At 70.5% G+C, this 25476-nt stretch carries 25 protein-coding genes and 2 tRNA genes; 19 read left to right on the forward strand and 8 right to left on the reverse strand.

Translation table 11 applies throughout. From position 1 onward, the window contains the following. The first annotated feature begins 175 nt into the window (after positions 1–175). From ACFY10_RS06540 to ACFY10_RS06570, 7 genes are all read left to right on the forward strand, one after another. Complete coding sequence (locus tag ACFY10_RS06540) at positions 176–1123, forward strand: phosphatase PAP2 family protein (protein WP_390663908.1); 948 nt, start codon at positions 176–178, stop codon at positions 1121–1123. Further along, positions 1074–2231: a hypothetical protein gene (locus ACFY10_RS06545; RefSeq protein ID WP_390663909.1), complete on the forward strand. Its 1158-nt coding sequence runs from the start codon at positions 1074–1076 to the stop codon at positions 2229–2231. The genes ACFY10_RS06540 and ACFY10_RS06545 overlap by 50 nt, the downstream gene beginning before the upstream one ends. Before the next feature lie 43 nt (positions 2232–2274). Beyond that, a complete protein-coding gene (locus ACFY10_RS06550; RefSeq protein ID WP_390663910.1) occupies positions 2275–3864 on the forward strand; it encodes a hypothetical protein in 1590 nt (529 codons plus the stop codon). After that, positions 3861–5198, forward strand: a complete 1338-nt coding sequence (locus ACFY10_RS06555; RefSeq protein WP_390663911.1) for an AAA domain-containing protein — start codon at positions 3861–3863, stop codon at positions 5196–5198. The genes ACFY10_RS06550 and ACFY10_RS06555 overlap by 4 nt, the downstream gene beginning before the upstream one ends. A 267-nt stretch (positions 5199–5465) precedes the next feature. Further along, a complete protein-coding gene (locus ACFY10_RS06560; RefSeq protein ID WP_390663912.1) occupies positions 5466–5831 on the forward strand; it encodes a hypothetical protein in 366 nt (121 codons plus the stop codon). Between the two features lie 121 nt (positions 5832–5952). After that, the gene (locus ACFY10_RS06565) at positions 5953–6546 is read left to right on the forward strand and encodes a bifunctional DNA primase/polymerase (RefSeq protein WP_390663913.1); all 594 of its coding nucleotides are present in this window, start codon (positions 5953–5955) and stop codon (positions 6544–6546) included. Further along, positions 6537–6610 (forward strand) — tRNA-Lys (locus ACFY10_RS06570). Before ACFY10_RS06565 ends, ACFY10_RS06570 begins: the two co-directional genes overlap by 10 nt. Positions 6611–6912: 302 nt before the next feature. On the opposite strand, the gene ACFY10_RS06575 is transcribed toward ACFY10_RS06570, so the two are convergent. Next, positions 6913–8223 (reverse strand): M6 family metalloprotease domain-containing protein, encoded by a 1311-nt coding sequence (locus ACFY10_RS06575; protein WP_390663914.1) that lies wholly within the window; start codon positions 8221–8223, stop codon positions 6913–6915. A gap of 284 nt (positions 8224–8507) precedes the next feature. Between ACFY10_RS06575 and ACFY10_RS06580 the strand changes: the two genes are divergently transcribed. After that, positions 8508–10385, forward strand: coding sequence for a putative bifunctional diguanylate cyclase/phosphodiesterase (locus ACFY10_RS06580; RefSeq protein WP_390663915.1), 1878 nt, complete (start codon positions 8508–8510; stop codon positions 10383–10385). Here ACFY10_RS06580 and ACFY10_RS06585 read toward each other — a convergent pair. From ACFY10_RS06585 to ACFY10_RS06595, 3 genes are all read right to left on the reverse strand, one after another. Then, positions 10364–11452 (reverse strand): LLM class flavin-dependent oxidoreductase, encoded by a 1089-nt coding sequence (locus ACFY10_RS06585; protein ID WP_390663916.1) that lies wholly within the window; start codon positions 11450–11452, stop codon positions 10364–10366. The genes ACFY10_RS06580 and ACFY10_RS06585 overlap by 22 nt on opposite strands. Before the next feature lie 193 nt (positions 11453–11645). Next, positions 11646–12377, reverse strand: coding sequence for a decarboxylase (locus tag ACFY10_RS06590; RefSeq protein WP_390663917.1), 732 nt, complete (start codon positions 12375–12377; stop codon positions 11646–11648). Next, positions 12374–13171: an aspartate/glutamate racemase family protein gene (locus tag ACFY10_RS06595; protein ID WP_390663918.1), complete on the reverse strand. Its 798-nt coding sequence runs from the start codon at positions 13169–13171 to the stop codon at positions 12374–12376. Before ACFY10_RS06595 ends, ACFY10_RS06590 begins: the two co-directional genes overlap by 4 nt. A 151-nt stretch (positions 13172–13322) precedes the next feature. On the opposite strand from ACFY10_RS06595, the gene ACFY10_RS06600 reads away from it, so the two are divergent. Together ACFY10_RS06600 and ACFY10_RS06605 are read left to right on the forward strand one after the other, a co-directional pair. Further along, positions 13323–14270, forward strand: coding sequence for a D-2-hydroxyacid dehydrogenase (locus tag ACFY10_RS06600; RefSeq protein ID WP_390663919.1), 948 nt, complete (start codon positions 13323–13325; stop codon positions 14268–14270). A 22-nt stretch (positions 14271–14292) separates the two neighbouring features. Next, complete coding sequence (locus ACFY10_RS06605; RefSeq protein ID WP_390663920.1) at positions 14293–15702, forward strand: amidase; 1410 nt, start codon at positions 14293–14295, stop codon at positions 15700–15702. On the opposite strand, the gene ACFY10_RS06610 is transcribed toward ACFY10_RS06605, so the two are convergent. After that, entirely contained in the window at positions 15683–16177 is a 495-nt protein-coding gene (locus tag ACFY10_RS06610) for a DUF3830 family protein (protein WP_390663921.1), read from the reverse strand. The genes ACFY10_RS06605 and ACFY10_RS06610 overlap by 20 nt on opposite strands. Positions 16178–16365: 188 nt before the next feature. On the opposite strand from ACFY10_RS06610, the gene ACFY10_RS06615 reads away from it, so the two are divergent. The 9 genes from ACFY10_RS06615 to ACFY10_RS06655 all read left to right on the forward strand — a co-directional run bounded on the left by ACFY10_RS06615 (position 16366) and on the right by ACFY10_RS06655 (position 22389). After that, a complete protein-coding gene (locus ACFY10_RS06615; protein ID WP_390663922.1) occupies positions 16366–16746 on the forward strand; it encodes a hypothetical protein in 381 nt (126 codons plus the stop codon). Positions 16747–16898: 152 nt separating this feature from the next. Beyond that, positions 16899–17834 carry an ectoine/hydroxyectoine ABC transporter substrate-binding protein EhuB gene (ehuB, locus tag ACFY10_RS06620; RefSeq protein WP_390664147.1) on the forward strand — a complete coding sequence of 312 codons (936 nt, stop codon included), beginning with the start codon at positions 16899–16901 and terminating at the stop codon, positions 17832–17834. Next, the gene (ehuC, locus tag ACFY10_RS06625; RefSeq protein WP_390663923.1) at positions 17831–18586 is read left to right on the forward strand and encodes an ectoine/hydroxyectoine ABC transporter permease subunit EhuC; all 756 of its coding nucleotides are present in this window, start codon (positions 17831–17833) and stop codon (positions 18584–18586) included. Before ehuB ends, ehuC begins: the two co-directional genes overlap by 4 nt. Continuing rightward, positions 18583–19233, forward strand: coding sequence for an ectoine/hydroxyectoine ABC transporter permease subunit EhuD (gene ehuD / locus ACFY10_RS06630; protein WP_390663924.1), 651 nt, complete (start codon positions 18583–18585; stop codon positions 19231–19233). Before ehuC ends, ehuD begins: the two co-directional genes overlap by 4 nt. A gap of 34 nt (positions 19234–19267) precedes the next feature. Further along, complete coding sequence (ehuA, locus tag ACFY10_RS06635) at positions 19268–20038, forward strand: ectoine/hydroxyectoine ABC transporter ATP-binding protein EhuA (RefSeq protein WP_390664148.1); 771 nt, start codon at positions 19268–19270, stop codon at positions 20036–20038. Positions 20039–20208: 170 nt separating this feature from the next. Next, the gene (locus tag ACFY10_RS06640) at positions 20209–20700 is read left to right on the forward strand and encodes a hypothetical protein (RefSeq protein WP_390663925.1); all 492 of its coding nucleotides are present in this window, start codon (positions 20209–20211) and stop codon (positions 20698–20700) included. 256 nt (positions 20701–20956) lie between these two features. Beyond that, positions 20957–21181 (forward strand): LuxR C-terminal-related transcriptional regulator, encoded by a 225-nt coding sequence (locus tag ACFY10_RS06645; protein WP_390663926.1) that lies wholly within the window; start codon positions 20957–20959, stop codon positions 21179–21181. 263 nt (positions 21182–21444) lie between these two features. Beyond that, entirely contained in the window at positions 21445–22203 is a 759-nt protein-coding gene (locus ACFY10_RS06650; protein ID WP_390663927.1) for an IclR family transcriptional regulator, read from the forward strand. Between the two features lie 112 nt (positions 22204–22315). Further along, positions 22316–22389: transfer RNA gene (locus tag ACFY10_RS06655), tRNA-Lys, on the forward strand. Between the two features lie 127 nt (positions 22390–22516). On the opposite strand, the gene ACFY10_RS06660 is transcribed toward ACFY10_RS06655, so the two are convergent. The 3 genes from ACFY10_RS06660 to ACFY10_RS06670 all read right to left on the reverse strand — a co-directional run bounded on the left by ACFY10_RS06660 (position 22517) and on the right by ACFY10_RS06670 (position 25431). Further along, on the reverse strand, positions 22517–24172 hold the full coding sequence (locus ACFY10_RS06660; RefSeq protein WP_390663928.1) for an AMP-binding protein: 1656 nt from the start codon (positions 24170–24172) through the stop codon (positions 22517–22519). Positions 24173–24212: 40 nt separating this feature from the next. After that, complete coding sequence (locus ACFY10_RS06665; RefSeq protein ID WP_390663929.1) at positions 24213–24728, reverse strand: DUF3592 domain-containing protein; 516 nt, start codon at positions 24726–24728, stop codon at positions 24213–24215. Between the two features lie 97 nt (positions 24729–24825). Then, a complete protein-coding gene (locus tag ACFY10_RS06670) occupies positions 24826–25431 on the reverse strand; it encodes a lytic polysaccharide monooxygenase (protein WP_390663930.1) in 606 nt (201 codons plus the stop codon). Between the last annotated feature and the right edge of the window lie 45 nt (positions 25432–25476).

The following is a 25476-nucleotide window of genomic DNA, read 5'->3' on the forward strand; positions in this document are numbered from 1 at the left end:
GGGAGAAATCGCAGGCGGAACCCCTCCATCATCGCGCACGCTTGGTACGGGCAACCCGGCGGGCGATCTCTGCGTCTTTGAGGGCCGGGGCGCCCGAATGGGGTGCGCACGTACGCCGTAAAGTGGCACGACCGGACCGCCGGACGCCGCGCGAGAAGAAGGGGGAGGCGATCGGATGCCGAGGACCGAGACGACACCGGGCATCGAGGCAGCAACCCCGCGGACCCGCCTGCGCTGGTGGACCGAGCTGCCGCTGATCCTGCTGGTGTACGCCTGCTACTCGGCCGGCCGCCTCCTTGCACGCGGTGACACCTCGAGCGCCGTCGACCACGGCGTGGCGATCCTGAACATCGAGAAGTTCCTGCACATCAACGCCGAGCACCCGCTCAACCGGCTCTTCACGCGCGAGGCGTGGCTCGGTGTACCGGCCGACTTCTGGTACGCGTCGCTGCACTACCTGGTCACGCCGGCGATCCTGGTCTGGCTGTTCAGATCGCGCGCCGTGCACTACCGCGCCGCCCGCACCTGGCTGATGACCTCGACCTTCTTCGGCCTGATCGGCTTCACCCTGCTTCCGACCTGTCCGCCGCGTCTGCTCTCCGCGGGCCACGGCTTCGTCGACACGATGGCGCAGTACAGCTCGTACGGCTGGTGGGGCGGCGAGGCCAGCGCCCCGCGCGGCCTCGGGGGCATGACGAACCAGTACGCGGCCATGCCGAGCCTGCATGTGGGCTGGGCGCTGTGGTGCGGGGTCATGCTGTGGCGGTACGGCAGGACGCGTACGACGAAGGTCGCCGCCGCCGCCTACCCGTTGCTCACCACGATCGTGGTCATGGGCACCGCGAACCACTACTTCCTCGACGCGGTGGCGGGTGCGGCCGTGATGGGCGTCGGGCTGTTGCTGACGCCGTACGTGATGCGGGGCGCGGACCGGATCAGGGAGCAGTTCCCCTCCGGCGCAGGGCGCTCGCAGGTCGCAGGTTCCTCAATTGTCAGTGCCGGATGCCAGACTTCCGCGGGTGAGCGAATTCCACGGCAGCGCGAGTCCCGGATCGGATCCGGAGCCGAGCCGGATGCCTCTCCCACGGACGCGGGGGAAGGCGCTCCGGCAGCGGCTCGCTGAGCTGCGCGGTCCCGACGTACCGGCCAAGGCGCTGGACGCGCGTGCCCTGGCGGCCCTCGCTGCCAACCCCGGTTGCAAGCGGCGCGCGATCCTGGACGGCGCCGGGGTGAACAAGGCGGCGCTGGCGAGCGCGCTGGGTACCCCTTCGGTGTTCGGGCAGTCGCAGTTCGCGTTCACGCGGGGCAACGCGTTCGAGGCGAAGGTCAAGGCGGACGGCGGCGCGGAGCTGCTGCGGCTGGTGCACGAGAAACTGGACCGGCGCGCGGAGCCGCCCGCAGGCGCGCATGTGCCCGACCTCTCCGCGACCGGCCCCGAGGGCCGCGCGGCCCGTACGGCGCTGGCGCTGCGCGAGGCCACCGCCGCGCCCGGCACCTGGACGCTCCTCGACCACCCGATGCTCGCGCTCGACGTGGCGGGCTCCCCCGCGTTCCTGGAGCCGGACGCCGTGGTAGCGCACCCCGACGGCAGCTGGACGGTCGTGGAGATCAAGTCCTTCCCGATGCTGGACGGTTCCGCGGACCCGGCGAAGGTGGGCGCGGCGGCGCGCCAGGCGGCGGTCTACGTGCTGGCGCTGGAGGAGGTCGCCGCCCGTCTCGATCCGGCCCCCGAGGTGCGGCACCGGATCCTCCTCGTCTGCCCCAAGGACTTCTCCAACCTCCCCACCGCCTCGGCCGTCGATGTGCGCAAGCAGCGCGCGGTCACTGGCCGCCAGCTGGCCCGCCTGACCCGTGTCGAGGACATCGCCGACACGCTCCCCGAGGGCGTGTGCTTCTCCCCGGAGCTGCCCGCCGCCGAGCTGACGTCCGCCGTCGAGTCGGTTCCGGCGACGTACGCGCCGGAGTGCCTGTCCGCCTGCGAGCTGGCCTTCCACTGCCGCGACCGCTCCCGCGCGGCCGGTGCGGTGACCTCCCTGGGCCGCTCGGTCCGCGCCGAACTGGGCGGCCTGGCGACCATCGGGGACGTCCTGTCGGCGGCCCGGGGAGAAGCCGGAGACCCGGAGGATCCGGCGGTGGCGGCTCTGCGCAGGGCGGCCCGGCTGCGCGCCGAGGCGCTGGAGAGCCTCGGGCCGCAGGCCCCGGCGGATGCCACGACGGGGGGTGCCGTGTGATGACGGCCTTCCCGACCCCGGCCCCCTGTTCCGAGGAGCCCCCGTGTCTCTGATCACGACGCTCGCCCGGCTGGAAGCCTGTCGCACCGGCCGTGCCCAGCCCGCCGCCACGGTCCGGCACCGGCACCTGTCCGAACGGCCGCTCGTCTTCGTCCCGCTGACCACCGCAGGTGAGGCGGGGGCCCCGCTCGGCGCACTGGTCGGCACGGACCGGGACGCGCCGCGCCTGCTCGCCGTGCCGCAACCGCGCGACCGCGACCTCAGGTTCACGTTCCTGGCCGAGCTGGCGGACGTCGTCCTGCCGTATCTCGACGCGTACGCGGACGACGTGGAGGCCGCCGAGCGCAACGAGACCGACCCGGAGACCGGCAAGCGGGTCAAGGTCGAGGTCGAACTGTGCGCGGACGCCCCGCAGCTGATCGTGCCGAGCCGTGCGGGCGTCGACTTCGTACGGCTGCTCGGCCGCTCCATGCGCTTCCGGCGTACGGCGGAACAGGACCCGGAGACTCCGTATCCCGCACCCCCGCGCGTGCCACTGCTCGGCCGCTGGCTGACGCACTTCGGGGAGCGCGCCCGCGTCCCCGGCTCCTCCCTGCTGCTGGCGATGACGGACGTCCTGGCCCGGCACTGGGCGACCGGACAGTCCACGCTGGAGGACCAGCACCTGGGCGCCCTGCTCGCGTGGATCGACCCGCCGGAGGGCTCGACGGGCGCCGAGGCCGCCCTGCACGCCGAACTCGCCCGCGACCCCGAGGGCCAGCTGCAGTGCCCGCCCGCCGGACCGGCCACCGACCCGGCGTTCGACAACAAGCTGCTCGCCCCGGCCATCGAGCGCTACGACCGCGCGCGTACCGCCCTTGCCGCCGCCGAGGACGGTCTGCAGGCGGACGACCGGCTCGGTGAACTCACCGCCGCCGAGCGGGAGATCCGGGAGCTGGTGCTGAGCCGCACCCTGCCCACCTGGGAGAAGGTCTGGCAGGGCCTCGACCTGCTGAAGGCGCTGCCGGACGGGGCGCACGTCGAGGAGCGGTGGACGCGCGACCGCTGGTCGTTCACCGGTCACCGCGACCGGATCGTCGCGGGCGAGCCGCCGCAGCCGCGCCGCGACGATGCGGTCACGGCCGCCAACAAGCTCGCCGCACGCGAGCGCGAACAGGCCCGCCTCGAGGCCCAGGAGGCGCTCGACGACCCGTTGGTGATGGCGGGGCGGCGGCTGTCCGGGGAGGCGTTCGCCGGGGAGGTGACGGACGTCGTGATGGCGTACAGCGAGGGCAAGCGGCCCAGCCCGCGCCCGCTGGTCACCGTACGGACTGAGGACCGTCCGCACCTGGGCGAGCGGGTCAAGGTGTACCGCTCGCTGGGCGGCAAGCCGCAGGCGGCGGAGTTCGTCGGGCGGGAGGCGGAGGATCTGCTCGTGCTGCGCATCGTCGACAAGATGGGCCGCGGCAAGGAGCCCGAGGCCGGCTCCGTGCCGGAGAAGGGCGACCGGTTCTGCTTCACCCTCTTCGAGCACGAGCAGCGGGGCGGCCCGAAACTGCCCGACCCGGAGGAGACACCGTGGACGCACGGCGGACCGCCGGGTGAGGCGGCTGCGGAGGCCGCCGATCCTCTGACCGCGGAGGATGTCCTGTGACCACCGCTTTCGACCCCGGTGCCCTGGCCGCCGAGGCCACCGACGCCATCCTCCGCGACACCCTGCACGGCACCCACCGGGGCGTGGTCGTCGACTCCCCGCCCGGCGCCGGCAAGTCCACGCTCGTCGTCCGCGCGGCGCTCGAACTGGCCGACGCGGGCCGCCCGTTGATGGTCGTCGCCCAGACGAACGCCCAGGTCGACGACCTCGTGCTGCGCCTCGCGGAGAAGAACCCGGACCTCCCCGTCGGCCGCCTGCACAGCAGCGACACCGACCCGTACGACAAGGCGCTCGACGACCTGCCGAACGTACGCAAGTCGGCGAAGGCGGGCGACCTGACCGGTCTGTCGGTCGTCATCTCCACGGCCGCGAAGTGGGCGCATGTGAAGGTTGACGAGCCATGGCGGCACGCGATCGTGGACGAGGCGTACCAGATGCGCTCGGACGCGCTGCTCGCCGTGGCCGGGCTGTTCGAGCGGGCGCTGTTCGTGGGCGACCCTGGGCAGCTCGACCCCTTCTCCATCGTGGGCAGCGAGCAGTGGGCAGGGCTGTCGTACGACCCCTCGGCCTCCGCCGTGACCACCCTCCTGGCCCACAACCCCGAACTGCCGCAGCACCGTCTGCCGGTGTCCTGGCGCCTCCCGGCCTCCGCGGCCCCCCTGGTCTCGGGCGCCTTCTACCCGTACACCCCCTTCCGCAGCGGCACGGGCCATGGCGACCGCCGCCTCGCCTTCGCCGTCCCGTCCGACGGCTCCGGCCCCGACAAGGTGATCGACGAGGCGGCCGAGTCGGGCTGGGGCCTGCTGGAGCTGCCCGCCCGGCACACCCCGCGGACGGATCCGGAGGCGGTGCGGGCGGTGGCGACCGTCGTACGGCGGCTGCTGGACCGGGGCGGCGCGGCGACGTCGGAGCGCGCACCCGAGGAGCCGCTGCCGCTGACCCCCGACCGGATCGCCGTCGGCACGGCCCACCGCGACCAGGCGGCGGCCGTCCGCGCGGCGCTGGAGGAACTGGGCGTCACGGACGTCACGGTCGACACGGCGAACCGCCTCCAGGGCCGCGAATACGACGTCACGGTGGTCCTCCACCCCCTCTCCGGCCGCCCCGACGCCACCGCCTTCCACCTGGAAACAGGCCGCCTGTGCGTCCTCACCTCCCGCCACCGCCACGCGTGCATCGTGGTCTGCCGGGCGGGCGTGAGCGAGCTCCTGGACGACTATCCGTCGACGGAGCCGGTGCAGCTGGGGACGCTGGTCAAGTTTCCGGACGGGTGGGAGGCGAACCATGCGGTGCTGGCCCGGCTGGCGGAACACCGCGTGAGCTGGCAGCCGTGACAGAGACACCGGAGACCCGGCCATCAGCATCGACCCCCACCCCGCCAATCCACCGGCCGGAGGCCGGCACGCCGCCGGAGGCGGCCAATAAATACAGCCCGGACGGGTGGGAGGCGAACCACGCGGTGCCGGCCCGGCTCGGGGAACATCGCGTGCCGTTCAGGCCTTGAGGAACCTGGCGTCCCAGACCCACTTGCGTGGCCGCGGGACAATGGACGGTGGCCCGGTCATGGACGGGTCGACCGCGACGTACGAGGAGGAGAAGACATGGCGGAGCCCACGCCGCGTCGGAACGAACCGCGGCTACGCCCCGCGCCCCTGCTCTTCGAGCCCGCGGAGGCGGCCTCCGACCCGGAGCACTTCTTCGACCTCGAGTCGATCGACGACCCGCGGGCGCTGCTGGCCCGCGCGACGGAGCTGGCGCAGGCGTTCCGTGCGGCGGCCGACCGGGCGGTGGAGTTCCAGGCGATGGCGGCCGCGCAGCTGGCGGACCCCCGGCGGTTCGACCGGCTGACGCCTGCGGACATCGCGGAACGCGCCGAGTGGACCGAGGACTATGCCAAGAAGATGGTCGAGTACGGGCGGGACCTGATGAGCGGGGCCGAGGGGCGGGGTTCCGCCGACCCGGTGTGAATACGGGCCATTTCGCTTTGGCATATGCCAGGTGGGCAAGATACTCCCGCCCACTCCCACCTGTCCCGGTTTCCGGCAACTCCTTGGAATGGTGCGTTCACAGCCGGTAGATGTAGATGTCATGAGCAGCGAACGCACGGATCCGTTCTCCGACCGCTTCGACGTCAGCGGGGTCACCGCGGACGGAGCCGCCTGGCTCGCCTCGGCAGGGACGTATCCGCGCAGCACGCTCGCCCTCTGGAAGGAGCACGCCGACGCCCCGGTGGTGCTCCCCTGCGGCTCCGCCTTCGACGTCGTCAGTGCGCCCGCGGTCTTCGCGCGCCGGATGGTCGACCGGCTGTGGGACGAGGGGCCGGGTTCCGGCCCGGTGGCGGCCTTCCGGGGCCGGCTGCTGCTGTTCGCCGCCCCCGGCACGGCCCAGCGGCTGCCCTCGCTGCTGCGCTGGGAGGAATTCGGCCGCACGGGCGCGATCCCGCCGCTGCTGTGTCACGGCAACGGCGACGCGGTGACCGTCCCCGCCCTGCTCTCGACCGCCCCGCCGACCTCCCCCGACTCCCGCTGGCTGGTCGCCCCGGACACCCGTCACCCCTGGCTGCCGGGCCCGGAAATCCTCCTGTGGGCGGCCGTGCGGGCGGCCCGTGCGGCCGTGCGCATATCGATTTTTCCTCCCGCCGATCAGGATGCTAAGGTCTACGACGTCAGCAGGCGCCGCTAGCTCAGTTGGTTAGAGCAGCTGACTCTTAATCAGCGGGTCCGGGGTTCGAGTCCCTGGCGGCGCACAGACAGCGAAGGTCCCTCGCAAGCGCGGGGGACCTTCCCCTTTGGCCCCTCTCCGGTGCCCTGATTCCCTCCGGCGCCACAGGGCGGCTGGGGGTCCGGGGGTTATCCCCCGGGAAATGCAGCATCAGCGGGTCCGGGGTTCGAGTCCCTGGCGGCGCACGATGGCGACGGCGAGGCGTGTTCGCGGAAAGCGCGAACCACCTCGCCATCGCTGTTTTTGCGCGGCTGCGCCGCGCACTGTGGGGGCTTCGCCACCCACACCCCCTTCACCGTCGGCTGCCGTGGCCGCAGGCCGAAGAAGTCACCCGGCGGCCGTGATCTTCACCGTCCACGCCCCCGAAACCATCCGCCCCTCCACTTCCACCCGGATCCCCTCGCCCGGCACCGTGAAGGTCTCGCCCAGAGAGACCGGGGCGTCCGCGAGGGGCGGGTAGACGGAGTTCTCCCAGCACGCCTCCGTGTGCGGGTGGGCGTCGATCACCTCGATCGGGCCGCCGCCGGACTGGGCGCCGCCGCGCACCCGGTACACGAGGATCCCCGACCGGCAGGCCGCCGCGTCGTTGCCGACCGGCCCGCGTGCCTCGAAGGCGAGCACGGTGTCGGGACCGGTCCGCACCACCGCGAGCTTCACGCCGTGCCCGAGCCGGAAGGCCGGCGGGCCCGCCGCACCCCTGACCGGGATCCCCGGCCCGGCCCCCAGCGGCTCCAGTGTCAGCCGCGTGACGCCCGCCTCCCGCACGCACACGACCTGCCGCGGGGCCAGCCACCCCAGCTTCCACTTGTGCCAGCCGAACAGGTCCGGAGCCAGCCCGAACTGGCTGCCCATCAGATCCCAGTCCCCGACGTACGTGTCCCAGTCGCCCTTGCCGTCGTCGGGCCGGTGGTACAGATCCGGCAGGTCGAAGACGTGTCCGGTCTCGTGGGCCAGCACGAGCCGGTCCGGCGGATGCTTCTCGAACACCGTGACGACCCGGCGGATGTCCGTGCCGTCGGCTCTGAGCGGGGTGTCCAGGTTGACGACCTTCGTCGCGTCCGAGTCCACACCGGGCGCGTCCGGGTCGGCGACGAAGTAGACGACGTCGTAGCGGGAGAAGTCGACCTGCGGATCGGCGACGGCGAGTGCGTCGTGCAGGTACGCGGCCCGGTGCTCGGCGCTCCAGTCCCGCTTCATGGCGTACGCCGTGGACGGCTTCGGCATCCGGATCCAGTGCCGCAGCGAATGCGGGTGGAGGGTGAACCTGCCGTAGGAGGAGCGTTCGAAGTAGCGGCTGGTGGCCGGGAAGTGGTCGGCGGTCAGCTGGGCGGGCGTGGTTCTCGGGACGGCATCCGGGAACGACAGGAAGACCATCACCGACTTCAAGGCGCGGGTCGGCCGCGGATATGCGGCGTTCCAGGTGTCGAGGCCTTCCGAGTGATGGGCGTCGGTGCGCTGCAGCGCACACGGCACCGCCGAGAACGGTTCGGCGATCGACGGTCCGGTCACCAGCGAGGTCGCGGCGAGCGCCGACAGGGTGGTGAACACGGCGGCGGTGCTGCGCAGTCGGGAACCCCTGAATTCCTTGAGGGGGGACTGACGCGGCACAGGGACCTCCGGAGGCGGTACACGGGACACCGCACCCAGCCTGTGTCAGTTTGTCGTATTACGCCCTGTTCGCCTGCCCCAGATGAGTGAGGCGGCCGGAAGACCTGTCAGAGTCGACACCCCCGAAACGCTCACGGAACGTCACAAGCGGTCGGGGGCCCCAACAACCCGTCCACCTGCGGGCAGAAACGATCTGTCAGAAGTGCCGCCGGATCCGGGACACTGGGCATGGGGTGGAAGGCCCTTGGGTCTGCCTCTATGATCGGCACACTTTCCTGCACGGACAGAGATCGAGTGCACTGCGGGAGCGAGCGGTGAGCGGAACGTCCGAAGGGCCGGCGCCCGCGGCAGACCTCGACCGGGGCGCCGTAACAGAGAGTAACAACTATGCGTCTCCTCGTACCGAGTCGCTGAGGACTCGTACGGAGCGACCGGCGTACCACTCGGCCTTCACGGCTGCGCCGCTCGCCATGGCGGTCGTCGACCGCGAGGGGCTGGTGGTCAGCGCCAACGACGGGTTCGGCGCCCTGTTCGGCAGCGCCGCCGACGAGTTGGCCGGCCGCCTCGCCGCCGACCTGGTGGACCTGGCGTCCGACGCCCGTACCTGGCACGCGTACCGCGAGGTGCTGCGCGGCCGCGAGGCGAGGCTGCGCTGCACGCGCCGTCTGAAGAGCCCCGACGGCCAGTCGGTCTGGGTCCAGGTCACCGTCTCGCCCCTGGCGGCCCACGACGACGGCGTCCTGATGTCGCTCACCGACATCAGCGCCCACCGTGAACTCCAGGGCCGGCTACGGCACTTGCAGATGCACGACCCGGTGACCCGGCTGCCCAACCGCACCCTGTTCTTCGAGCGGCTGACGGCCACGCTGGAAGCGGAGTCGTACGACGAGAGCGGCACCGGACGGATCGGCCTGTGCTACCTCGACCTGGACGGTTTCAAGGCCGTCAACGACACGCTCGGCCATCGCGTCGGCGACCGGCTGCTGGCCGCCGTGGCCGAACGCCTCACGCGCTGCGCCGACGAGGCGGGTTACGCCAGAACGAGCGCCCCGCTGGTGGCAAGACTCGGCGGCGACGAGTTCGCCCTGCTGGTGGAGGACTCGACGGGCACCGAGCAACTCGCCGATCTGGCCGAGGCGGTGCTGGAGGCGGTCCAGGCGCCGTTCGACCTCGCCGGTCAGCGGGTGTCGGTGTCGGCGTCGATCGGCGTGGTGGAGCGGCGCGCGGCCGACACCACTCCCACCGCCCTGATGCAGGCGGCCGACACCACGCTCTACTGGGCGAAGGCCGACGGAAAGGCCCGTTGGACGCTCTTCGACCCGGAGCGCAACGCCCACCGCATGACCCGCCAGGCCCTCGCCTCCACACTCCGCCCCGCCATCGAACGCGATGAATTCGTCCTCGAATACCAGCCGTTGGTGGGCATGGAGGACGGGCGCCTGCGCGGCGTCGAAGCCCTGGTCCGCTGGAATCACCCGCAGTTCGGCATGCTGACGCCGAATCGGTTCATCGGATTGGCGGAGGAGGACGGCTCGATCGTGCCGCTGGGCCGCTGGGTCCTGCGCACGGCCTGCCGCCAGGCGCGCCGCTGGCAGTTGGACCACCCGGACGAGCCGCCGCTGTTCGTGAGCGTCAATGTGGCGGTGCGTCAGGTCTGGGACTCGGAACTGGTCGCCGATGTGGCCGAGACCCTCGCCGAGACCGGGCTCGCGCCCCATCTGCTCCAGCTGGAGCTCACGGAGTCCGCGGTGATGGGCTCGGCGGGCCGCCCCCTGCAAGCCCTGCAGGCCCTCAGCGACATGGGCGTCGGCATCGCGATCGACGACTTCGGCACGGGCTACTCGAACCTGGCGTACCTCAGCCGGCTGCCGGTGTCGGTGCTGAAGCTGGACGGCTCGTTCGTACGGGGCTTCCAGTACGAGAGCGACAAGGACGGGGCCGTCCCGCCGAACCCGGCCGACGAGGTCGTGGTCGAGGCGATGATCCAACTCGCCCACCGCCTGGGCCTGACGGTCACCGCGGAGTGCGTGGAGACGTCGGCACAGGCAACCCGCCTGCGCCGCATCGGCTGCGACACCGGCCAGGGGTGGCTGTATTCACGGCCGGTGTCGCCGGCTCGCATCTCCGAACTGCTCGGGCCCGACGAGGAACAGAGCGCACGCGCCGAGGATCAGGCGGTCGGCAACCCGTAGGCCTCCGCGATCAGTTCGTATGAGCGCAGCCGCACATCGCCGCTGTGGGCGTTGCCCGTGATCATCAGTTCGTCGGCGCCGGTGCGCTTCTGGAGGTCGTCGAGGCCGGTGCGGACCTCGTCCGGGGTGCCGTGGATGACATTGGAGTTCCAGGAGTCGACGAACTCCCGTTCCATCGGGCTGAATTCGTAGGCCTCGGCCTCTTCGGGGGTCGGGACGAGGCCGGGGCGGCCGGTGCGCAGGCGGACCATGTTGAGCGCGGCGGCCAGGACCTGACGGCGGGCCTCCTTCTCGTCGTCCGTGGCGAGGGCGGAGACGCCGATGAGGGCGTAGGGGGCGTCGAGAACCTCGCTCGGCCGGAAGGACTCGCGGTACAGGTCCAGGGCCGGGACGGTGTTCTGCGCGGAGAAGTGGTGCGCGAAGGCGAAGGGCAGGCCGAGGACGCCGGCCAGCCGGGCGCTGAAGCCGGAGGAGCCGAGCAGCCAGATCGGCGGGCGGTGCGGGGACTGGACACCGCCGGGGGAGGTCGACTGGATCGGGCCGGGTACGGCGTGGATACGGCGGTAGCGGTGGCCGTCCGGGAAGTCGTCGTCCAGGAAGCGGGTGAGTTCGGCGAGCTGCTCGGGGAAGTCGTCGGCGCCCTCGTTCAGGCGGTCGGTGCGGCGCAGGGCGGCGGCGGTGGCGCCGTCCGTGCCGGGCGCGCGGCCGAGGCCCAGGTCGATGCGGCCCGGGGCCATGGCCTCCAGCGTGCCGAACTGCTCGGCGATGACGAGCGGCGCGTGGTTGGGCAGCATGACACCGCCGGAACCGAGCCGGATGCGGTCGGTGTGGGCGGCGAGGTGGGCGAGGATCACGGCGGGGGACGAGGAGGCGACGCCCGGCATGGAGTGGTGCTCGGCGACCCAGTACCGGTGGAAGCCGCGGGACTCCGCGAGACGGGACAGGGCGACGCTGGTGCGCAGGGCGTCGGTGGCGGTGCGGCCCGCGCCGACGGTCACCAGGTCCAGTACGGAGAGGGGTACGGGGGCGGTGCCCTGTGCGGTGCCCCGGATCTCGTCTGCCGTCACGTGTTGCCTCCGTCGGTTTCGCCGTGTGCGTGGTCCATCCGGCGCTAACAGGAGGCACTCTCCGCTTTATTCCCGAGGGGCTCCGCCCCCGGACCCCCGAGTGCGGCAAATCCAGCCCCTCCGGCGTTTGAGGAGCGGGGGTCCGGGGGCGGAGCCCCGGGGGACGGGACGGGGCGGCGGGGGCGAGGAAAAATCAGACCTGGACGATCGGCTCCCTCGTGAACAGCGCCCCCAGGTTCGGCGCGTTCACCCTCCGGTCCGCCAGCCGCAGCGCCTCCCACACCGTGACCTGGTTGGCCGTGAGCACCGGCTTGCCCAGCTCCTTCTCCAGGGCTGGGATGTGCGCAGCAGTGTGCAGGGCGGTGTCCGGCAGGAGCAGTGCGTCCGCGTCCTCCCGATCCGCATCCCGCGCCAGCAGGAACACCTCCGCCTCCCCCCACGTGCCGACCTCCGCCGCCGTGATGATCCCGGCGCCGCGGACGGACGTCACCTCCGCACCGCCCGACCGAAGGAAGTCGGCAAAGAGCCCGGCCACGTCGTCGGGATACGTCGCACCGACCGCCACCCGCCGCGCCCCGATCTCCTGCAGCGCGTGCACGAAGGCAAAGGACGTCGACGAAGCCGGCAGCCCGGCCGCACGGGCCAGTGCGCGCACCTGCTCCTGGGCGCCCTCCCAGCCGTAGACGAAACTGCCGCTGGTGCACGCCCACACCACCGACTCGGCGCCTCCCATGCGCAGCTCCTCGACCCCCGCCGCGAGCCGCTCGGCCGAGCCCATCTCCCGCAGCGCGTCCACCCGGTGTGCGTCCTCGCCGATGTCGGTGTGGACGACGTCGAGGCGGATGTCGCTGCCGAGAAGCTGCTCGATGCGTGGGTATTCGTCCTCGGCGGAGTGGCCGGGATAGAGGAATCCGAGTGCCGTCATGACCTGCCTTCCTGCTGCTGTTCACCGTCCGGGAGCTGTGGCAGTACGGGGCCGGAGCGCGCCGCCGGATCGATCAGCGCCTGATACGGCCCCACCGCCCGGGTACCCAGTCGGGACAGCGCAGCCCACATCGTCACCTGGTTGGCCGAGATCACCGGGATGCGCAGCTCGGCCTCCAGCTGCGGGATGACGTCGTAGGTCGGGAGGTTGGTGCAGCTGATGAACAGGACGTCGGCCGAGCGTCGTACCGCCCTGTGGGCCATGGCGACCACATCGCGGTACGGGACCTTCCAGATGTGCCGGGTCAGACCCATGTACGCGCAGCCGGTGACCTCGACGCCCGCCTCGGCGACGTACTCCTCCAGCGCGCGTGTCACCGACACCGTGTACGGCGTCACCAGTGCCACCCGCCGGGCGTCGAGCGCCGCGAGGGCCTCCAGCAGGGCGCCCGAGGTGGTGACCGAGGGGATCGCGCCGGCCCGGGTCATCGCCGCGCACATCGCGCGCTCCCCGGCGATCCCGCCGACGAAGCTGCCCGAGGTGCAGGCGTAGGCGACGACCTCGGGGGAGATCGCGGTCAGGGTGCGGACCGCGTCGTCCAGCGTCTCGTGCTCGCTCACCAGACGGGCCAGGTCGAGGCTCACCTCGACCGGCACGAACGGCGTCCGCGTCAGATGCAGTGAAACGTCGTCCGGGACCCAGCGCCACAGCTCGCGGTCCAGTGCGAAGTCAAATGGGGCGACCACACCCACACCCCGCTGGGGAAGTGGTCCGCCGAGGAATGAAACGTCCATGGAACCCATGGCGACCACCGCCTCACCGTGAGAGACCAGCGGAGCAACGGACCCCCCATCGCACCCGTGTTGACGAAGGTAGGTTCAGGTGCGAGCGTGGTCAAACCTCGCATGTCAGACGGCCGCCACCACCCCGAGAAACGGCTTTCGCATGACCACCCCCACCCTGCTCGTCCTGGACGCCGATCCGCTCCCCCGCCTCGGCAGACTCACCGGCCGCGCCCGGATCGAGCACGCGGACGAGTCGACCCTCGCCGAGCGGCTGCCGCACGCGGACGTGCTGCTGGTCTGGGACTTCACGTCCCGGGCCGTGCGTTCCGCCTGGCCGGGCGAGGGTCCGCGGCCGCGCTGGGTGCACACGGCGAGCGCGGGCGTGGATCACCTGATGTGTCCGGAACTCGCCGCGTCCGACACGCTGGTCACCAACGCGCGCGGCGTCTTCGACCAGCCGATCGCCGAGTACGTCGCGGCCCTCGTCCTGACCATGGCCAAGGATCTGCCGCGGACCTTGGAGCTGCAGCGGGAGCGGACCTGGCGGCACCGGGAGACGCAGCGGGTGGCGGGCACGCGCGCGTGCGTGGTCGGTTCCGGGCCCATCGGCCGTACGATCGCCCGCACGCTCAAGGCGCTCGACATCACCACCGCCCTCGTCGGCCGCACCCCGCACACCGGCATTCACGGCCCGGACGACCTCGACCGGCTGATCGCCCGCGCCGACTGGGTGATCGCGGCCGCCCCGCTCACCGAGCAGACGTACGGCATGTTCGACGCGCGCCGCTTCGGCGTGATGCAGCCCTCCGCCCGCTTCATCAACATCGGGCGCGGCGGTCTGGTCGTCGAGGACGCGCTCGCTCAGGCGCTGGCCAAGCGGTGGATCGCGGGCGCCGCCCTGGACGTCTTCGAGCACGAACCCCTCACCCCCGACAGCCCGTTGTGGGAGGCCCCGGGCCTGATCGTGTCCCCGCACATGAGCGGCGACACGGTCGGGTGGCGCGATCAACTCGGCACTCAGTTCGTGGAGTTGTACGAGCGCTGGGAGGCGGGCAAACCCCTGCTGAACGTGGTCGACAAGAAACGCGGGTACGTACCAGGACGCTGAACCGCCGAGCGATGGAGGGAAGATGACGGACCTCGACCTCACCGAGCTGACCGCCGTACGAATCGTCGAGGGCTACCGCAAGGGCGAGTTCAGTCCGGAGGAGGTCACGCGGGCCGCACTGGAACGGGCCGAGCGGATCCAGCCCGAGGTGAACGCCTTCGTGCGCCTGCTCGCCGACGAGGCCCTCGCGCAGGCCCGGGAGTCGACGCAGCGATGGCGGCGCGGTGAGCCGAAAGGCCTGGTGGACGGGGTCCCGACGACGGTGAAGGACATCATCCTGCTGCGCGGCGCCCCGACCCTGAAGGGCTCCAACACCATCTCGGAAAAGGGCAGTTGGGACGAGGACGCGCCCTCCGTCGCCCGGCTGCGCGAGCACGGCGCGGTGTTCATCGGCAAGACGACGACACCGGAGTTCGGCTGGAAGGGCGTGACGGACTCGCCACAGTCGGGGGTCACGCGCAATCCGTACGATCCCACCCGCACCGCCGGCGGTTCGAGCGGCGGTGCGGCGGCCGCGGTGGCGCTCGGCGCGGGCCCCCTGGCCCTGGGCACGGACGGTGGCGGCAGCGTCCGTATCCCGGCGGCGTTCTGCGGCATCTTCGCACTGAAGCCGACGTACGGCAGGGTGCCCCTCTACCCGGCGAGCGCCTTCGGCACCCTGGCCCACGTCGGCCCGATGACCCGGGACGCGGCGGACGCGGCGCTGCTCCTGGACGTGATCGGGGTGCCGGACCACCGCGACTGGTCGGCGCTGCCCGCCGCGCCCGGGTCGTTCGCCGCCGGATTGTCGGGCGGCGTGAAGGGCCTGCGGATCGCCTACTCGCCGTCCCTCGGCGGCCAGGTGGCCGTGCAGCCCGCGGTCGCTGCGGCGGTGCGGCGGGCGGTGGAGCGGCTGGCGGAACTCGGCGCGTACGTCACCGAGGACGACCCCGACTTCACCGACCCGGTGGACGCCTTCCACGCCCTGTGGTTCTCCGGGGCGGCCCGGGTGACCCAGCAACTCGGCTCCGAACAAAGGAAGTTGCTCGACCCCGGCCTGAGGGAGATCTGCGGCACCGGCGCCCGCCTCTCCGCGCTCGACTACCTCGCCGCGGTGGACGTCCGCATGGAACTCGGCCGCCGCATGGGCCGCTTCCACGAGTCCCACGACCTCCTGGTCACGCCGACGCTGCCGATCACGGCGTTCGAGGCGGGCGCCGAGGTGCCGAAGGGCTCCGGTCACCGGCGCTGGACGGGCTGGACCCCGTTCACGTACCCCTTCAACATGACCCAGCAGCCGGCGGCGACCGTCCCGGTCGGGGTCGATGGGGACGGTCTGCCGATCGGGTTGCAGGTGGTGGGGGCGCGGCATCGGGACGATTTGGTGCTGCGGGCGGGGCATGCGCTGTACGAGGCGGGGGTCGCGGGCGGCGTCACACCCGCCGGAAGCTGAGCGTCTCCCCCGCCGCCCCCGACCGCCACAGGTCGTTGCAGGCCTCGGCCATCGCGTCGAGGCCCTCGACCACCTGGCCCCAGACGATGCCCGGGACCCAGCCCACGTCCCCGTTGAGCAGCAGGTTGTTGCGCTCGTAGAAGAGGGCGAGGTCGACGACGGTGGTGCCGGGGCGTACGTCGGTGTCGTAGCCGTAGGCCTTGGTGCCCAGCTCCGTGCCGGCGAAGGAGAAGTAGCAGAGGTCGCCGGGGATCGGCGTGACCGTCGGGTTCTCCAGGGGTGGCTCCCGGTCGGCGAAGGGCGGGAAGAGCGCGTAGATCTCATTGCGTGCGTATTTGGCGTGATAGACGTCGCCGCTCAGCGGAAGGGCGTCCCACACCGCCGCGCAGGTGTGCGGTGCGCGCTCGTCGAGGAGCTTCGCCGTGCAGTGGACGCCCCGCTTGACCAGCGAGACTTCGATGTGACGGTCGGCCATGTGCCCTCCTGTGGAGCTGCTTTCAGTCATGTATGCCGCGCCCCGCCGCCGTTGCACGTTCGGTCACCTCCCCAAGAGTCAATGGCAGCGGTGGTGCCCGGGCCACAAGACTCTTGGTGCCCGCGCAGGAGGACGCCACGCGTGACCTCTTGTGAAGCATCAGCACATCCCGCTCAGGAGGCGCCCCGATGACCTCGACGACCGCACGCCGTCCCCGCAAGACCCTGCTCGGAGTCCTGGCCGTCGCCGTGGCCGCCGGAACGGCCCTCGGTGTCACCCCCGCCGAGGCCGCGACGGCGACCAAGAAGTGCAGCGGCGGACCGGCCAACTGCGTCCTCGCCAAGGTTCACCCCAAGAAGGGGACCGTGAAGGTGACGGTCGACAACACCGGAGGCAACAAGCCGTACAAGTACGGCTGGGACCTCCGTCAGAACGGCAGGATCCTGTGCAGCGGAGAGATCCGCGAGCGCTGGCCCGCGAAGACGTTCACCTGCAAGAACATGCCGAAGGGCAAGCTGATGCTGAGCGCGTCGTACCAGAAGAACGCCTCCGTCGGCCTGAAGTGGTAGCCGCGGCATGAAGCGGTGACCCCTGCCCGACGACGTACCCGATGCCTGCGCCAGGGCATCGGGTACGCCCCTTTTGCCATCTTGTGCACCATCCTCATCAGGGGCCGCAAACAGACGGCATAGGTGCAATCGGTCTGGGTAGACGCGCGCCCATGGCTCCACCACAGGGCAAGAACTCAGGAAGCGACACAAGAAACGACACAAGAGGCATCCGGCGCCGCTCGCTGCTCGCGGGGGTAGCGGCGCTCGGCGCGGTGGGCACGATGGGCGCGACGAGCGCATGCAGCAGGGTGGCGACGGCGGACACCGGCGACGGCGGGCATCTGCTGGATCAACTGCGGGCGAAAGGCGTGGTCCGGCTGGGCCTGGCGGGCGAACAGCCCTTCGGCTACATCGGCAAGGACGGAAAGATGACGGGCGAGGCGCCGGCCGTCGCCGAGCGCATCTTCAAGCGGCTCGGGGTCGACAGCGTAGAGCCGTTCGCGACCGAATTCGGCTCGCTGATCACCGGCCTGAATTCCCTTCAGTTCGACTGCGTTGCGGCCGGCATGTACATCACTCCGGAGCGCTGCGGTCAGGTCATCTTCGCCGACCCTGAATACCAGATGCTCGATTCCTTCATCGTGCCGAAGGGAAACCCGAAGAACCTCCGCACTTACAAGGACATCGCCAGAACCGGCGCCAGGATGGCCACCGGCCTCGGCTACGCGGAGATCGACTACGCCAAGGAAGCCGGGGTCAAGCACATCACGACCCTGCCCGACCAGCTGGCCGGCCTCCTGGCGGTCGAGCAGGGCCGCGTCGATGTCTTCGTCGGCACGGCGGTCACCGTGCGCAATGTCGTGAACCAGAGCAAGTCCCAGAAGGCGGAGGGCACACCGGAAGTCACGCCGTATGTGAAGGGAAAGCCGGTCATCGACGTCGGCGCCTTCGCATTCCGCAGTCCGGAGACCCATCTCAGGGATGCTTTCAACCGCGAGCTGCACAAGATGAAGCGGAGCGGTGAACTCCTTGAGGTCATGCGGCCCTTCGGATTCACGAAGGACCAGATGACGACCATCACCGCCAAGGAGAAGTGCAAGCCATGAGCGAAATCAGCTGGGGTTTGTGGAAACTGCTCCTCAACGGCATATGGACCACCGTCCAACTCACCGTCTACAGCGCCGCACTCGCCGCCGCGGTGGCCTTCGTCATCGGCCTGGCGCGCACCCATCGACTGTGGATCGTGCGCTTCCTCTCCGGCGCGTACTTCGAGATCTTCCGCGGCACCTCCGCGCTGATCCTGATGTTCTGGATCTTCTTCGTGCTGCCGATCGGCTTCGGCTGGCAGCTGGTCCCGATGTGGGCCGCGGTACTGGCCCTGGGCCTGAGCTACGGCGCGTACGGCTCGGAGGTCGTACGAGGCGCCGTCAAAGCGGTGGCACCGGCCCAGCGTGAAGCGGGCATCGCGCTCAGCTTCAGCCCCGCCCAGCAGCTGCGCAAGATCATCCTGCCGCAGGCCTGGCCGGGGATGGTCCCGCCGTTCAACAACCTGCTCATCGAGATGCTCAAGGGCAGTGCCCTGGTCTCGATCATGGGCGTCGGCGACATCACCTTCGGCGCCTCACTGGTGCGCAACGCCACCGGCCAGAGCGCACCCGTCTACACGATCATCCTCGTCATGTACTTCGTGCTGGCGTTCTTCCTCACCCGCGGCATGCGCGTCGTGGAGCGGCACGCCAAGGCCGGCATCGGCCAGGCTCCGCAGAAGCGCGAGGGTCTGCGGACCCGGATGACCGGCAGCCAGGTGAACGACTTCGCGCGCTCGGGCGCGACTCCCGGCGGAGGTGGTGTCCAGTGAAGTGGGACTGGAACGCGGTCGGCGACTTCATGCCGATGTTCTGGCACGGTCTGCTGGTCACCCTCGAGGCACTGGCGCTCGGCGCTGTGCTCGCCTTCGCCCTCGGCCTGGTGTGGGCCATGATGCAGCGGTCGGAACACGCCGCGGTGCGCTGGCCGGTGCTGGCGGTTACCGAGTTCGTACGGAACACCCCGCTGCTGGTGCAGCTGTTCTTCCTCTTCTATGTCCTGCCCGAATGGGGGCTCACGCTCTCGGCGCTCACCACCGGCGTGGTCGGCCTGGGCCTGCACTACTCGACGTACACCGCCGAGGTGTATCGCGCCGGCATCGACGGTGTGCCCGTGGGCCAGTGGGAGGCGGCCACGGCGCTCAACCTGCCCCGCGCCCGCACCTGGTTCGCGGTGATCCTGCCGCAGGCGATCAGGCGCGTCGTACCGGCACTGGGCAACTACGTCGTCGCGATGCTCAAGGACACGCCGATGATCTTCGTGATCGGTGTGCTGGAGATGCTGGGCGAGGCCCGGCAGTTCTCAGCCCAGACCTTCCACACGGTCGAGCCCATCACGATCGTCGGCATCGCCTTCATCGTCATCTCCTACCCTGCGTCCCTTCTCCTGCGAGTCCTGGAGCGTCGCCTTGTCCGCTGACAGCAGCCTCTCGAAAGAAACGGCCAATCCCGCGGTGGACGGCAGCGAGCTGATCCGCTTCGACAAGGTCACCAAGCGCTTCGGCGCCAACACCGTCCTCGATTCCCTGGACTTCACCGTCTCCTCCGGCAAGCACGTCACGCTGATCGGACCGTCCGGATCGGGCAAGACCACGATCCTGCGGCTGCTGATGACCCTGACGAAGCCCGACGAGGGCACCATCAAGGTCGGCGGCGAGTACCTCACGCACGAGGAGCGGGGCGACGGGCTCGTCCCGGCCGGCGAGAAGCACGTCCGTGAGGTGCGCAAGAACATCGGCATGGTGTTCCAGCAGTTCAACCTGTTCCCCAACATGAAGGTCATGCGGAACATCACCGAAGCCCCGGTGCATGTCCTCGGCCTGTCCAAGGACGAGGCCGAGGAGCGGGCCCGCGAGCTGCTCGACCTGGTCGATCTGACCGAGCACGCGGACAAGTACCCGACCCAGCTCTCCGGCGGCCAGCAGCAGCGCGTCGCCATCGCCCGCGCCCTCGCCATGCGCCCCCAGGTGCTCCTGCTCGACGAGGTCACCTCCGCGCTCGACCCCGAGCTGGTGGCCGGGGTGCTGGACGTGCTGCGCGACATCGCGCACACGACGGACATCACGATGCTCTGCGTCACCCACGAAATGAACTTCGCGCGGGACATTTCCGACGATGTCCTCATGTTCGACGCGGGCCGGGTAATCGAGTCCGGTTCGCCCCAGAAGATATTCACCGAGCCCGACCACGAGCGCACTCGGCAATTCCTGAGCGCGGTTCTGTAACCGGCCCGGGGCAGTCGTGTGAAGGGAGCGAAACTCTCCCTTCACACGACTGCCCATGAGGGCATTGCACTTCTGGACACCTCCCCAAGTCCCAATGGCGGCCCGGAACCGGCAGTTGAAGAATTCATTTCAACGAATCCACCGGTTTCGGTTACTGGAGGTATCCCCCCATGCCATCGACCACCCCTCGCCGCACTTCCGTGGGCCGCATCGCAGCCGCAGGCCTGGCCGCCGCCGCGTCCCTCGCCCTGCTGGGTACGGCGAGCCCGGCCGCCACCGCCGCACCGTCCGCCCACACCGCGCATTCCGGTGCGACCGCCGTGGTCGGGAAGGACAAGTACGGGAAGTGGGTCGCGACCGGCCCGGCCCGCTACAAGTGCCGTGTCTACGTCGCCGTCAGCGCAGGCGGGACCGCCAACGGCGCGGCCTCGGGCGAGTGCACGGTGAGGATGTCCCAGGTCGTTGTCGTGGGCATCAGCATCAACAACAACCACATCAAGCACACCACCGCGCGCGGCACCGGCAAGAAGGTCTACACCCAGGCCGTGAAGGAGACGAACCCCAGGGGCAAGCAGACCATCTGTGCCTTCGGCTACGTCAACTCTCCCCTCGACGAGACCAACCCGGTGCGCAGTGAGGCGAAGGTCTGCGTCAAGGCCTGAGCTGACGGCAAATATCCCGCCTTCCTCAAATGAACCTCAGTTCCTTTCACTTGCCTATGGATCTCGTCAATTGATCGCGAACGCGAAGACACTGCCCTAGAGTGTTGAGCGAAGGTGAAGGAAAACGGGGAAGGTAGCCATCACCGTGCCGATCAAGAATGCAACGCAATACCACTGCCACAACACACCGCATGAGCCCGGAGATCCACACTGCCCCTGTCGGCTCGCATTCCAGCCGGTTGAGACCGAACCGGCGGTGAATGAGCTGACGGACCGCGAGCGACAGGTCCTGGTCCTCCTCGGGGGCGGGCTGCCCAACCGTCTCCTCGCCCGCCAGCTGGGCATCGCGGAGCGGACGGTCAAGGCCCATGTCGCGCACATCATCGAGAAGCTGGGGCTGCGCACCCGGCTCGAGGCGGCAGTCGTCGCCAACCTTCACCACGACCTGATCTGCCCGGGAAGAAGCTCCCACAGCAGGTGACCGTCCCGCCCCGGGCCCGGACCGGGAAAATTTCCGGCGCGATGTCGCCGCTTCAGGGGTTGAACACGATTCAATCTCCGAGGTCCGGGCTCCGGGGCATGACGAGCGCATATGCCAGAGTGCCTCCGCCCCTGCTGAGAGCCGTGCACCGGGGTCGGAATCTCGTCAACAACCGCTCACAACAAGCCGCTTGACCGTTATCGTGGAAGAGATTCGCTGTCCGCAATACGGCCCAGTTGTAGAGCGAGCGCAGGGGGACCACCGTGGCGCTGAAGCACGAGCCGACCGCGCCGTACCACTCGGCCCAGGACGCCCTGCGCGTCCTGGAGACCGTGGCACGGCACACCACCGGAGTCACCGACACCGAGCTCGCCAGGCTCACCGGCCTCACCCCGGAGCGGCTGACCACGCTCCTGAGGATGCTGCGCCGCGAGGGCTACGTCGAGCAGATCACCGACGGGGCCTACGTCACAGGCGACGCCCTCACCCGCCTCGGCTCCGCACAGGGCCGCGAACAGGCACTGCGCGACAAGCTCCAGCGCACCCTGGACCGGCTGCGCGACTCGGTGGGCGCGGCCGTGTACCTGAGCCGGTACGTCGACGGCGAGGTCAAGATCGCCCAGTACGCCGACGGCCCGACCACCCCGGTGGTCAACGAGTGGGTCGACTTCCGGTACTCGGCGCACGCGACCGCGATCGGCAAGAGCCTCCTGGGTCAGCTCGACCAGAACAGCCGGCGCGACCATCTGTCCCGCCACAAGATGGCCCGCCTCACCTCGCGCACGATCACCAGCGACCGGCTCCTGCTCTCCCGCCTGGAGTCCCAGCCGCCCACCGTGCCCCACCTGGACCTCCAGGAGTACGCGGTCGGCACGGTCTGCGCGGCCGTCCCGATCAGCGCCGGCTCCGCGGTCGGCTGCCTGGCCCTCTCCCTCCCCGTCGAGGACGCCCACCGCCTCCGCCAGGCCGCGGACACCCTGAACCGGAACGCGGCGCCCGTACTGCTGTCCCTGGCGATCTAGAGCACGCCAGCCGGAGTACACCGGCCGGTGGTCAGAAGCACCCTTCCGGACCAGGTACTATTTTCTTCGTCGCCGCCCACGAGGAACGCACCAAGTGGTCGGCGAGAGTCATGCGCCGCTAGCTCAGTTGGTTAGAGCAGCTGACTCTTAATCAGCGGGTCCGGGGTTCGAGTCCCTGGCGGCGCACTTCTGAAGGGCCTCTCGTGGGAGCGAGGGGCCCTTCGAGATTTTCCGGGCACCGCAAGGGCGGCTGGGGGTCTGGGGGCCGCGCGGCGGTAGCCGCATATCAACACAGCCCCCAGAGGATGCAGCATCAGCGGGTCCGGGGTTCGAGTCCCTGGCGGCGCACCTCTGAAGGGCCTCTCGTGGGAGCGAGGGGCCCTTCGACGTGTTCCGAGGTCAGCCTCCGGTACGTCCCCTCGCCCGGCGGCCGCCACCACACCGGATCGGCGCACCGGAGCCCCTCCTTCCTGAGCCGCGCCCGGTGGATCTTGTTCGTCGCCGTGACCGGCATCCGCTCCACCACCCGTACGAACCGGGGCGCCATCTTCGTCCCGAGGTCGGGCTGGGCGGCCAGGAAGTCCGCGAAGTCCGCCGCGTCGAACCGTCCCGCGAGCGTCGCCATCACCTGGTCCCCGGTCACCGGATCGGGCACGGCGTACACGGCGACGGCGTCTGCGCCCTCGTACCGGGCGAGGATGTTCTCGATCATCGCGGCGGCCAGGTTCTCGCTGTCGACGCGGAGGCGGTCGTCGGTGCGGCCGGCGAAGTAGAGGTAGCGATCGGCGTCCCGGTAGAAGAGGTCGCCGGTCCAGTACCAGCCGTCGTGCCGCCGCTCGGCCTCCGCCGCGGGGTTGCGCCAGTAGCCCTCGAAGGGGTTGGACCCCTGGTTCACCAGCTCCCCTATGGCCTCGTCCCCGTTGAGCAGCCGCCCCGCCGAGTCGAAGACAGCGGGCGGGCACTCCTGACGAGTCTCCGGATCGAGTACGACGAGACCGGGCGCCGCCCGCCCCACCGCCCCGGTCGGCGTCCCCGGCGACCACTGCACGGCCGCCCCGCCCTCCGACGACCCGTACCCCTCCACCAGCCGCACCCCGAACCGCCGCTCGAAGGCCGCCGCGTCCACCGCGCCCGCCTCCGTGCCGAAGCCGAGCCGGAGGGGATTGTCCCGGTCGTCGTCGCGCTCCCCGGTGGCCAGGATGTACTGCACGGCCCGCCCCACATACGTGAAGTACGTCGCCCCGTACTGCCGTACCTCCGCCAGGAACCGCGAGGCCGAGAAGCGCCGCCGCAGCGCCACGCCCGCACCTGCCGCCAGCGCGGGCGCCCAGTCGGCGATCACCGCGTTGCCGTGGAACATCGGCATGCAGATGTAGTGCACGTCGTCGCGGCGCACCCCGAACTGTCCGACGAGGGACGCGCCCGCGGCGGCCAGCCGGCCCTGGCTGCAGATCGCGGCCTTGGGGGCGCCCGTCGAGCCCGAGGTGAAGTAGAGGAGCAGACGGTCGTCGGGGGCGGCCCGGGAGGCGTCCGGCTCGGCGTCCGTATACGACGCGAGCAGGTCGTCGTACTCCTCGCTGTCGGTCAACAGCAGCCTCACGCCGGGGAGTTCGAGGCCGGTGAGGAGCGGGAGGTGGGTGCGCTCGGTGATGACGGTCCGGCACTCGGTGTGCAGGATGTCGCGGGCCAGCTCCGGGCCCCGGCGGGTGGGATTGATCCCGGCGACCGCCGCTCCCGCCAGTGCCGCGGCGCCCAGCCACAGGGGATATTCAGGGGTGTTGTCGAGCAGTACGCCCACGTGCGGCTCGGCGCCGGGCGGCAGCAGGTCGGCCAGCAGGGCCGCACGGGCCGCGGCACCGGCGGCCACCTCGTGATGGGTGAGGACCAGGTCCTCGCACCACAGGCCTGGGCGGTGGTCGCCCCACCGCTCGGCTACGAGTTCCGCGACCGTGCGCCTCTTGGACTCCATGGCGGCGCACGGTAGTTGATGGACCGTCAGATGTGGAGGGTCACGGGGTCATCGTGACGCCGTCCACCACGACGGTGTTGGTGGTTTCGTCGGTGCCGTCGCCGAAACCGAACTCGTCGGACATCGCATGGAACGTGACCATGAAGCCGACGCAGAACACCGCGACCACCCCGAGGAACGCCAGGATGGCGACGGTGCCCGCGGCCAGCGCGCCCCGGCCGGGAGCCTTGGCCGTGGCGACCACGTTGTCGCCCTCCGCGTAGTAGACGGTGACGAAGTCGCCCTCCAGGATCGTCGCCGGGCCGTTCTCCTCCTCGAAGCGGACGACACGGCCGTCGCGCGCGGTGAACTCGTATACGTGGTGCAGCGTGGTGCTCACGGACGAGTCGCCACCGCCGCCGTGGGTCGTCGTGAACATCCGCAGACAGCGCCCCTCGGCCGTCAGCCCGCTGTTCCAGGCGCTGCGTATCTGCAGCGAGCGGCGCAGCACCCGGTACGCGCCGAAGAGGACGGCGGCCAGGATAAGGCTGGGGATGAGGTAGAAGAAGAGGTCCATGATGCTTCCCCCGAGGTCAGGTACTGCTTCGTGTGGGGAACCTACCCCCGGGGGAAGCCTGCCTGTCTCAAGTAACGCTCAGAGATCCACGAGCAGGTCAGAACGTGACGTCCGAGCAGGCGTAGAACGCGTTGCCCGTGTCCGCGATCGTCCATACGGCGACGATGACGTGGTGGCCGCTCAGCCCGGACGGGAGTGTGCCGCTGTGGGAGAGGGTGGCCGGGGGACGCTGGCCGTTGTACGGCACCGTGAGGAACGGTGTCGTGTTGAGGTCGGAGCGGGCCAGGTTGTGGTTCTGGTTCCAGCCCTGCCTGGTGACGTAGTACTTGAAGTCGGTGGTGGCGTGCATGGCGGTGAACTGCCAGCGGAACGTGTAGCTCTGGCCGCCGGTCACCTTGGTGGTGGGCCAGGCGCCGCCCGACGGGGTCTTCGGGCTGTCGAGCTGGGCGAAGCGGGAGTTGCCGCCGGAGCAGATGGCGCCGTCGGCCGGTCCGGCGGCGGGGAAGCCCTTGGGGCCCTCGACGCTCTGCGGCTCGTACTGGATCTCACCGCAGTTGGTCACGGTGCCGTTCTGGCAGAGCTTCTGCCTGCTGATGGGGAGGTCGGTGTAGCCGTGGCCGCTCGCGCCTCCGGCGGAGAGCACGAAGGCCCCTGCCGTGGTGAGCCCGAGCGCGGCGGCGTACCACTTGGTCTTTTTGCGCATGCTGCCGCTCCTGAAGAACGTGGGGGAAGTTCCATGAGGGGTGCA

This window comes from Streptomyces sp. NPDC001401 (genome assembly GCF_042895385.1).
Lineage (GTDB): Bacteria > Actinomycetota > Actinomycetes > Streptomycetales > Streptomycetaceae > Streptomyces.

What these genes read in the sequence shown, in the direction of transcription:
- ACFY10_RS06540 (WP_390663908.1), top strand. Translation starts at nt 176, where the DNA reads ATGCCGAGGACCGAGACGACACCGGGCATCGAGGCAGCAACCCCGCGG.
- ACFY10_RS06545 (WP_390663909.1), top strand. Translation starts at nt 1,074, where the DNA reads ATGCCTCTCCCACGGACGCGGGGGAAGGCGCTCCGGCAGCGGCTCGCT.
- ACFY10_RS06560 (WP_390663912.1), top strand. Translation starts at nt 5,466, where the DNA reads ATGGCGGAGCCCACGCCGCGTCGGAACGAACCGCGGCTACGCCCCGCG.
- ACFY10_RS06565 (WP_390663913.1), top strand. Translation starts at nt 5,953, where the DNA reads ATGAGCAGCGAACGCACGGATCCGTTCTCCGACCGCTTCGACGTCAGC.
- ACFY10_RS06590 (WP_390663917.1), bottom strand. Translation starts at nt 12,377, where the DNA reads ATGACGGCACTCGGATTCCTCTATCCCGGCCACTCCGCCGAGGACGAA.
- ACFY10_RS06595 (WP_390663918.1), bottom strand. Translation starts at nt 13,171, where the DNA reads ATGGACGTTTCATTCCTCGGCGGACCACTTCCCCAGCGGGGTGTGGGT.
- ACFY10_RS06600 (WP_390663919.1), top strand. Translation starts at nt 13,323, where the DNA reads ATGACCACCCCCACCCTGCTCGTCCTGGACGCCGATCCGCTCCCCCGC.
- ACFY10_RS06605 (WP_390663920.1), top strand. Translation starts at nt 14,293, where the DNA reads ATGACGGACCTCGACCTCACCGAGCTGACCGCCGTACGAATCGTCGAG.
- ACFY10_RS06610 (WP_390663921.1), bottom strand. Translation starts at nt 16,177, where the DNA reads ATGGCCGACCGTCACATCGAAGTCTCGCTGGTCAAGCGGGGCGTCCAC.
- ACFY10_RS06615 (WP_390663922.1), top strand. Translation starts at nt 16,366, where the DNA reads ATGACCTCGACGACCGCACGCCGTCCCCGCAAGACCCTGCTCGGAGTC.
- ehuB (WP_390664147.1), top strand. Translation starts at nt 16,899, where the DNA reads ATGGCTCCACCACAGGGCAAGAACTCAGGAAGCGACACAAGAAACGAC.
- ehuC (WP_390663923.1), top strand. Translation starts at nt 17,831, where the DNA reads ATGAGCGAAATCAGCTGGGGTTTGTGGAAACTGCTCCTCAACGGCATA.
- ACFY10_RS06640 (WP_390663925.1), top strand. Translation starts at nt 20,209, where the DNA reads ATGCCATCGACCACCCCTCGCCGCACTTCCGTGGGCCGCATCGCAGCC.
- ACFY10_RS06660 (WP_390663928.1), bottom strand. Translation starts at nt 24,172, where the DNA reads ATGGAGTCCAAGAGGCGCACGGTCGCGGAACTCGTAGCCGAGCGGTGG.
- ACFY10_RS06665 (WP_390663929.1), bottom strand. Translation starts at nt 24,728, where the DNA reads ATGGACCTCTTCTTCTACCTCATCCCCAGCCTTATCCTGGCCGCCGTC.
- ACFY10_RS06670 (WP_390663930.1), bottom strand. Translation starts at nt 25,431, where the DNA reads ATGCGCAAAAAGACCAAGTGGTACGCCGCCGCGCTCGGGCTCACCACG.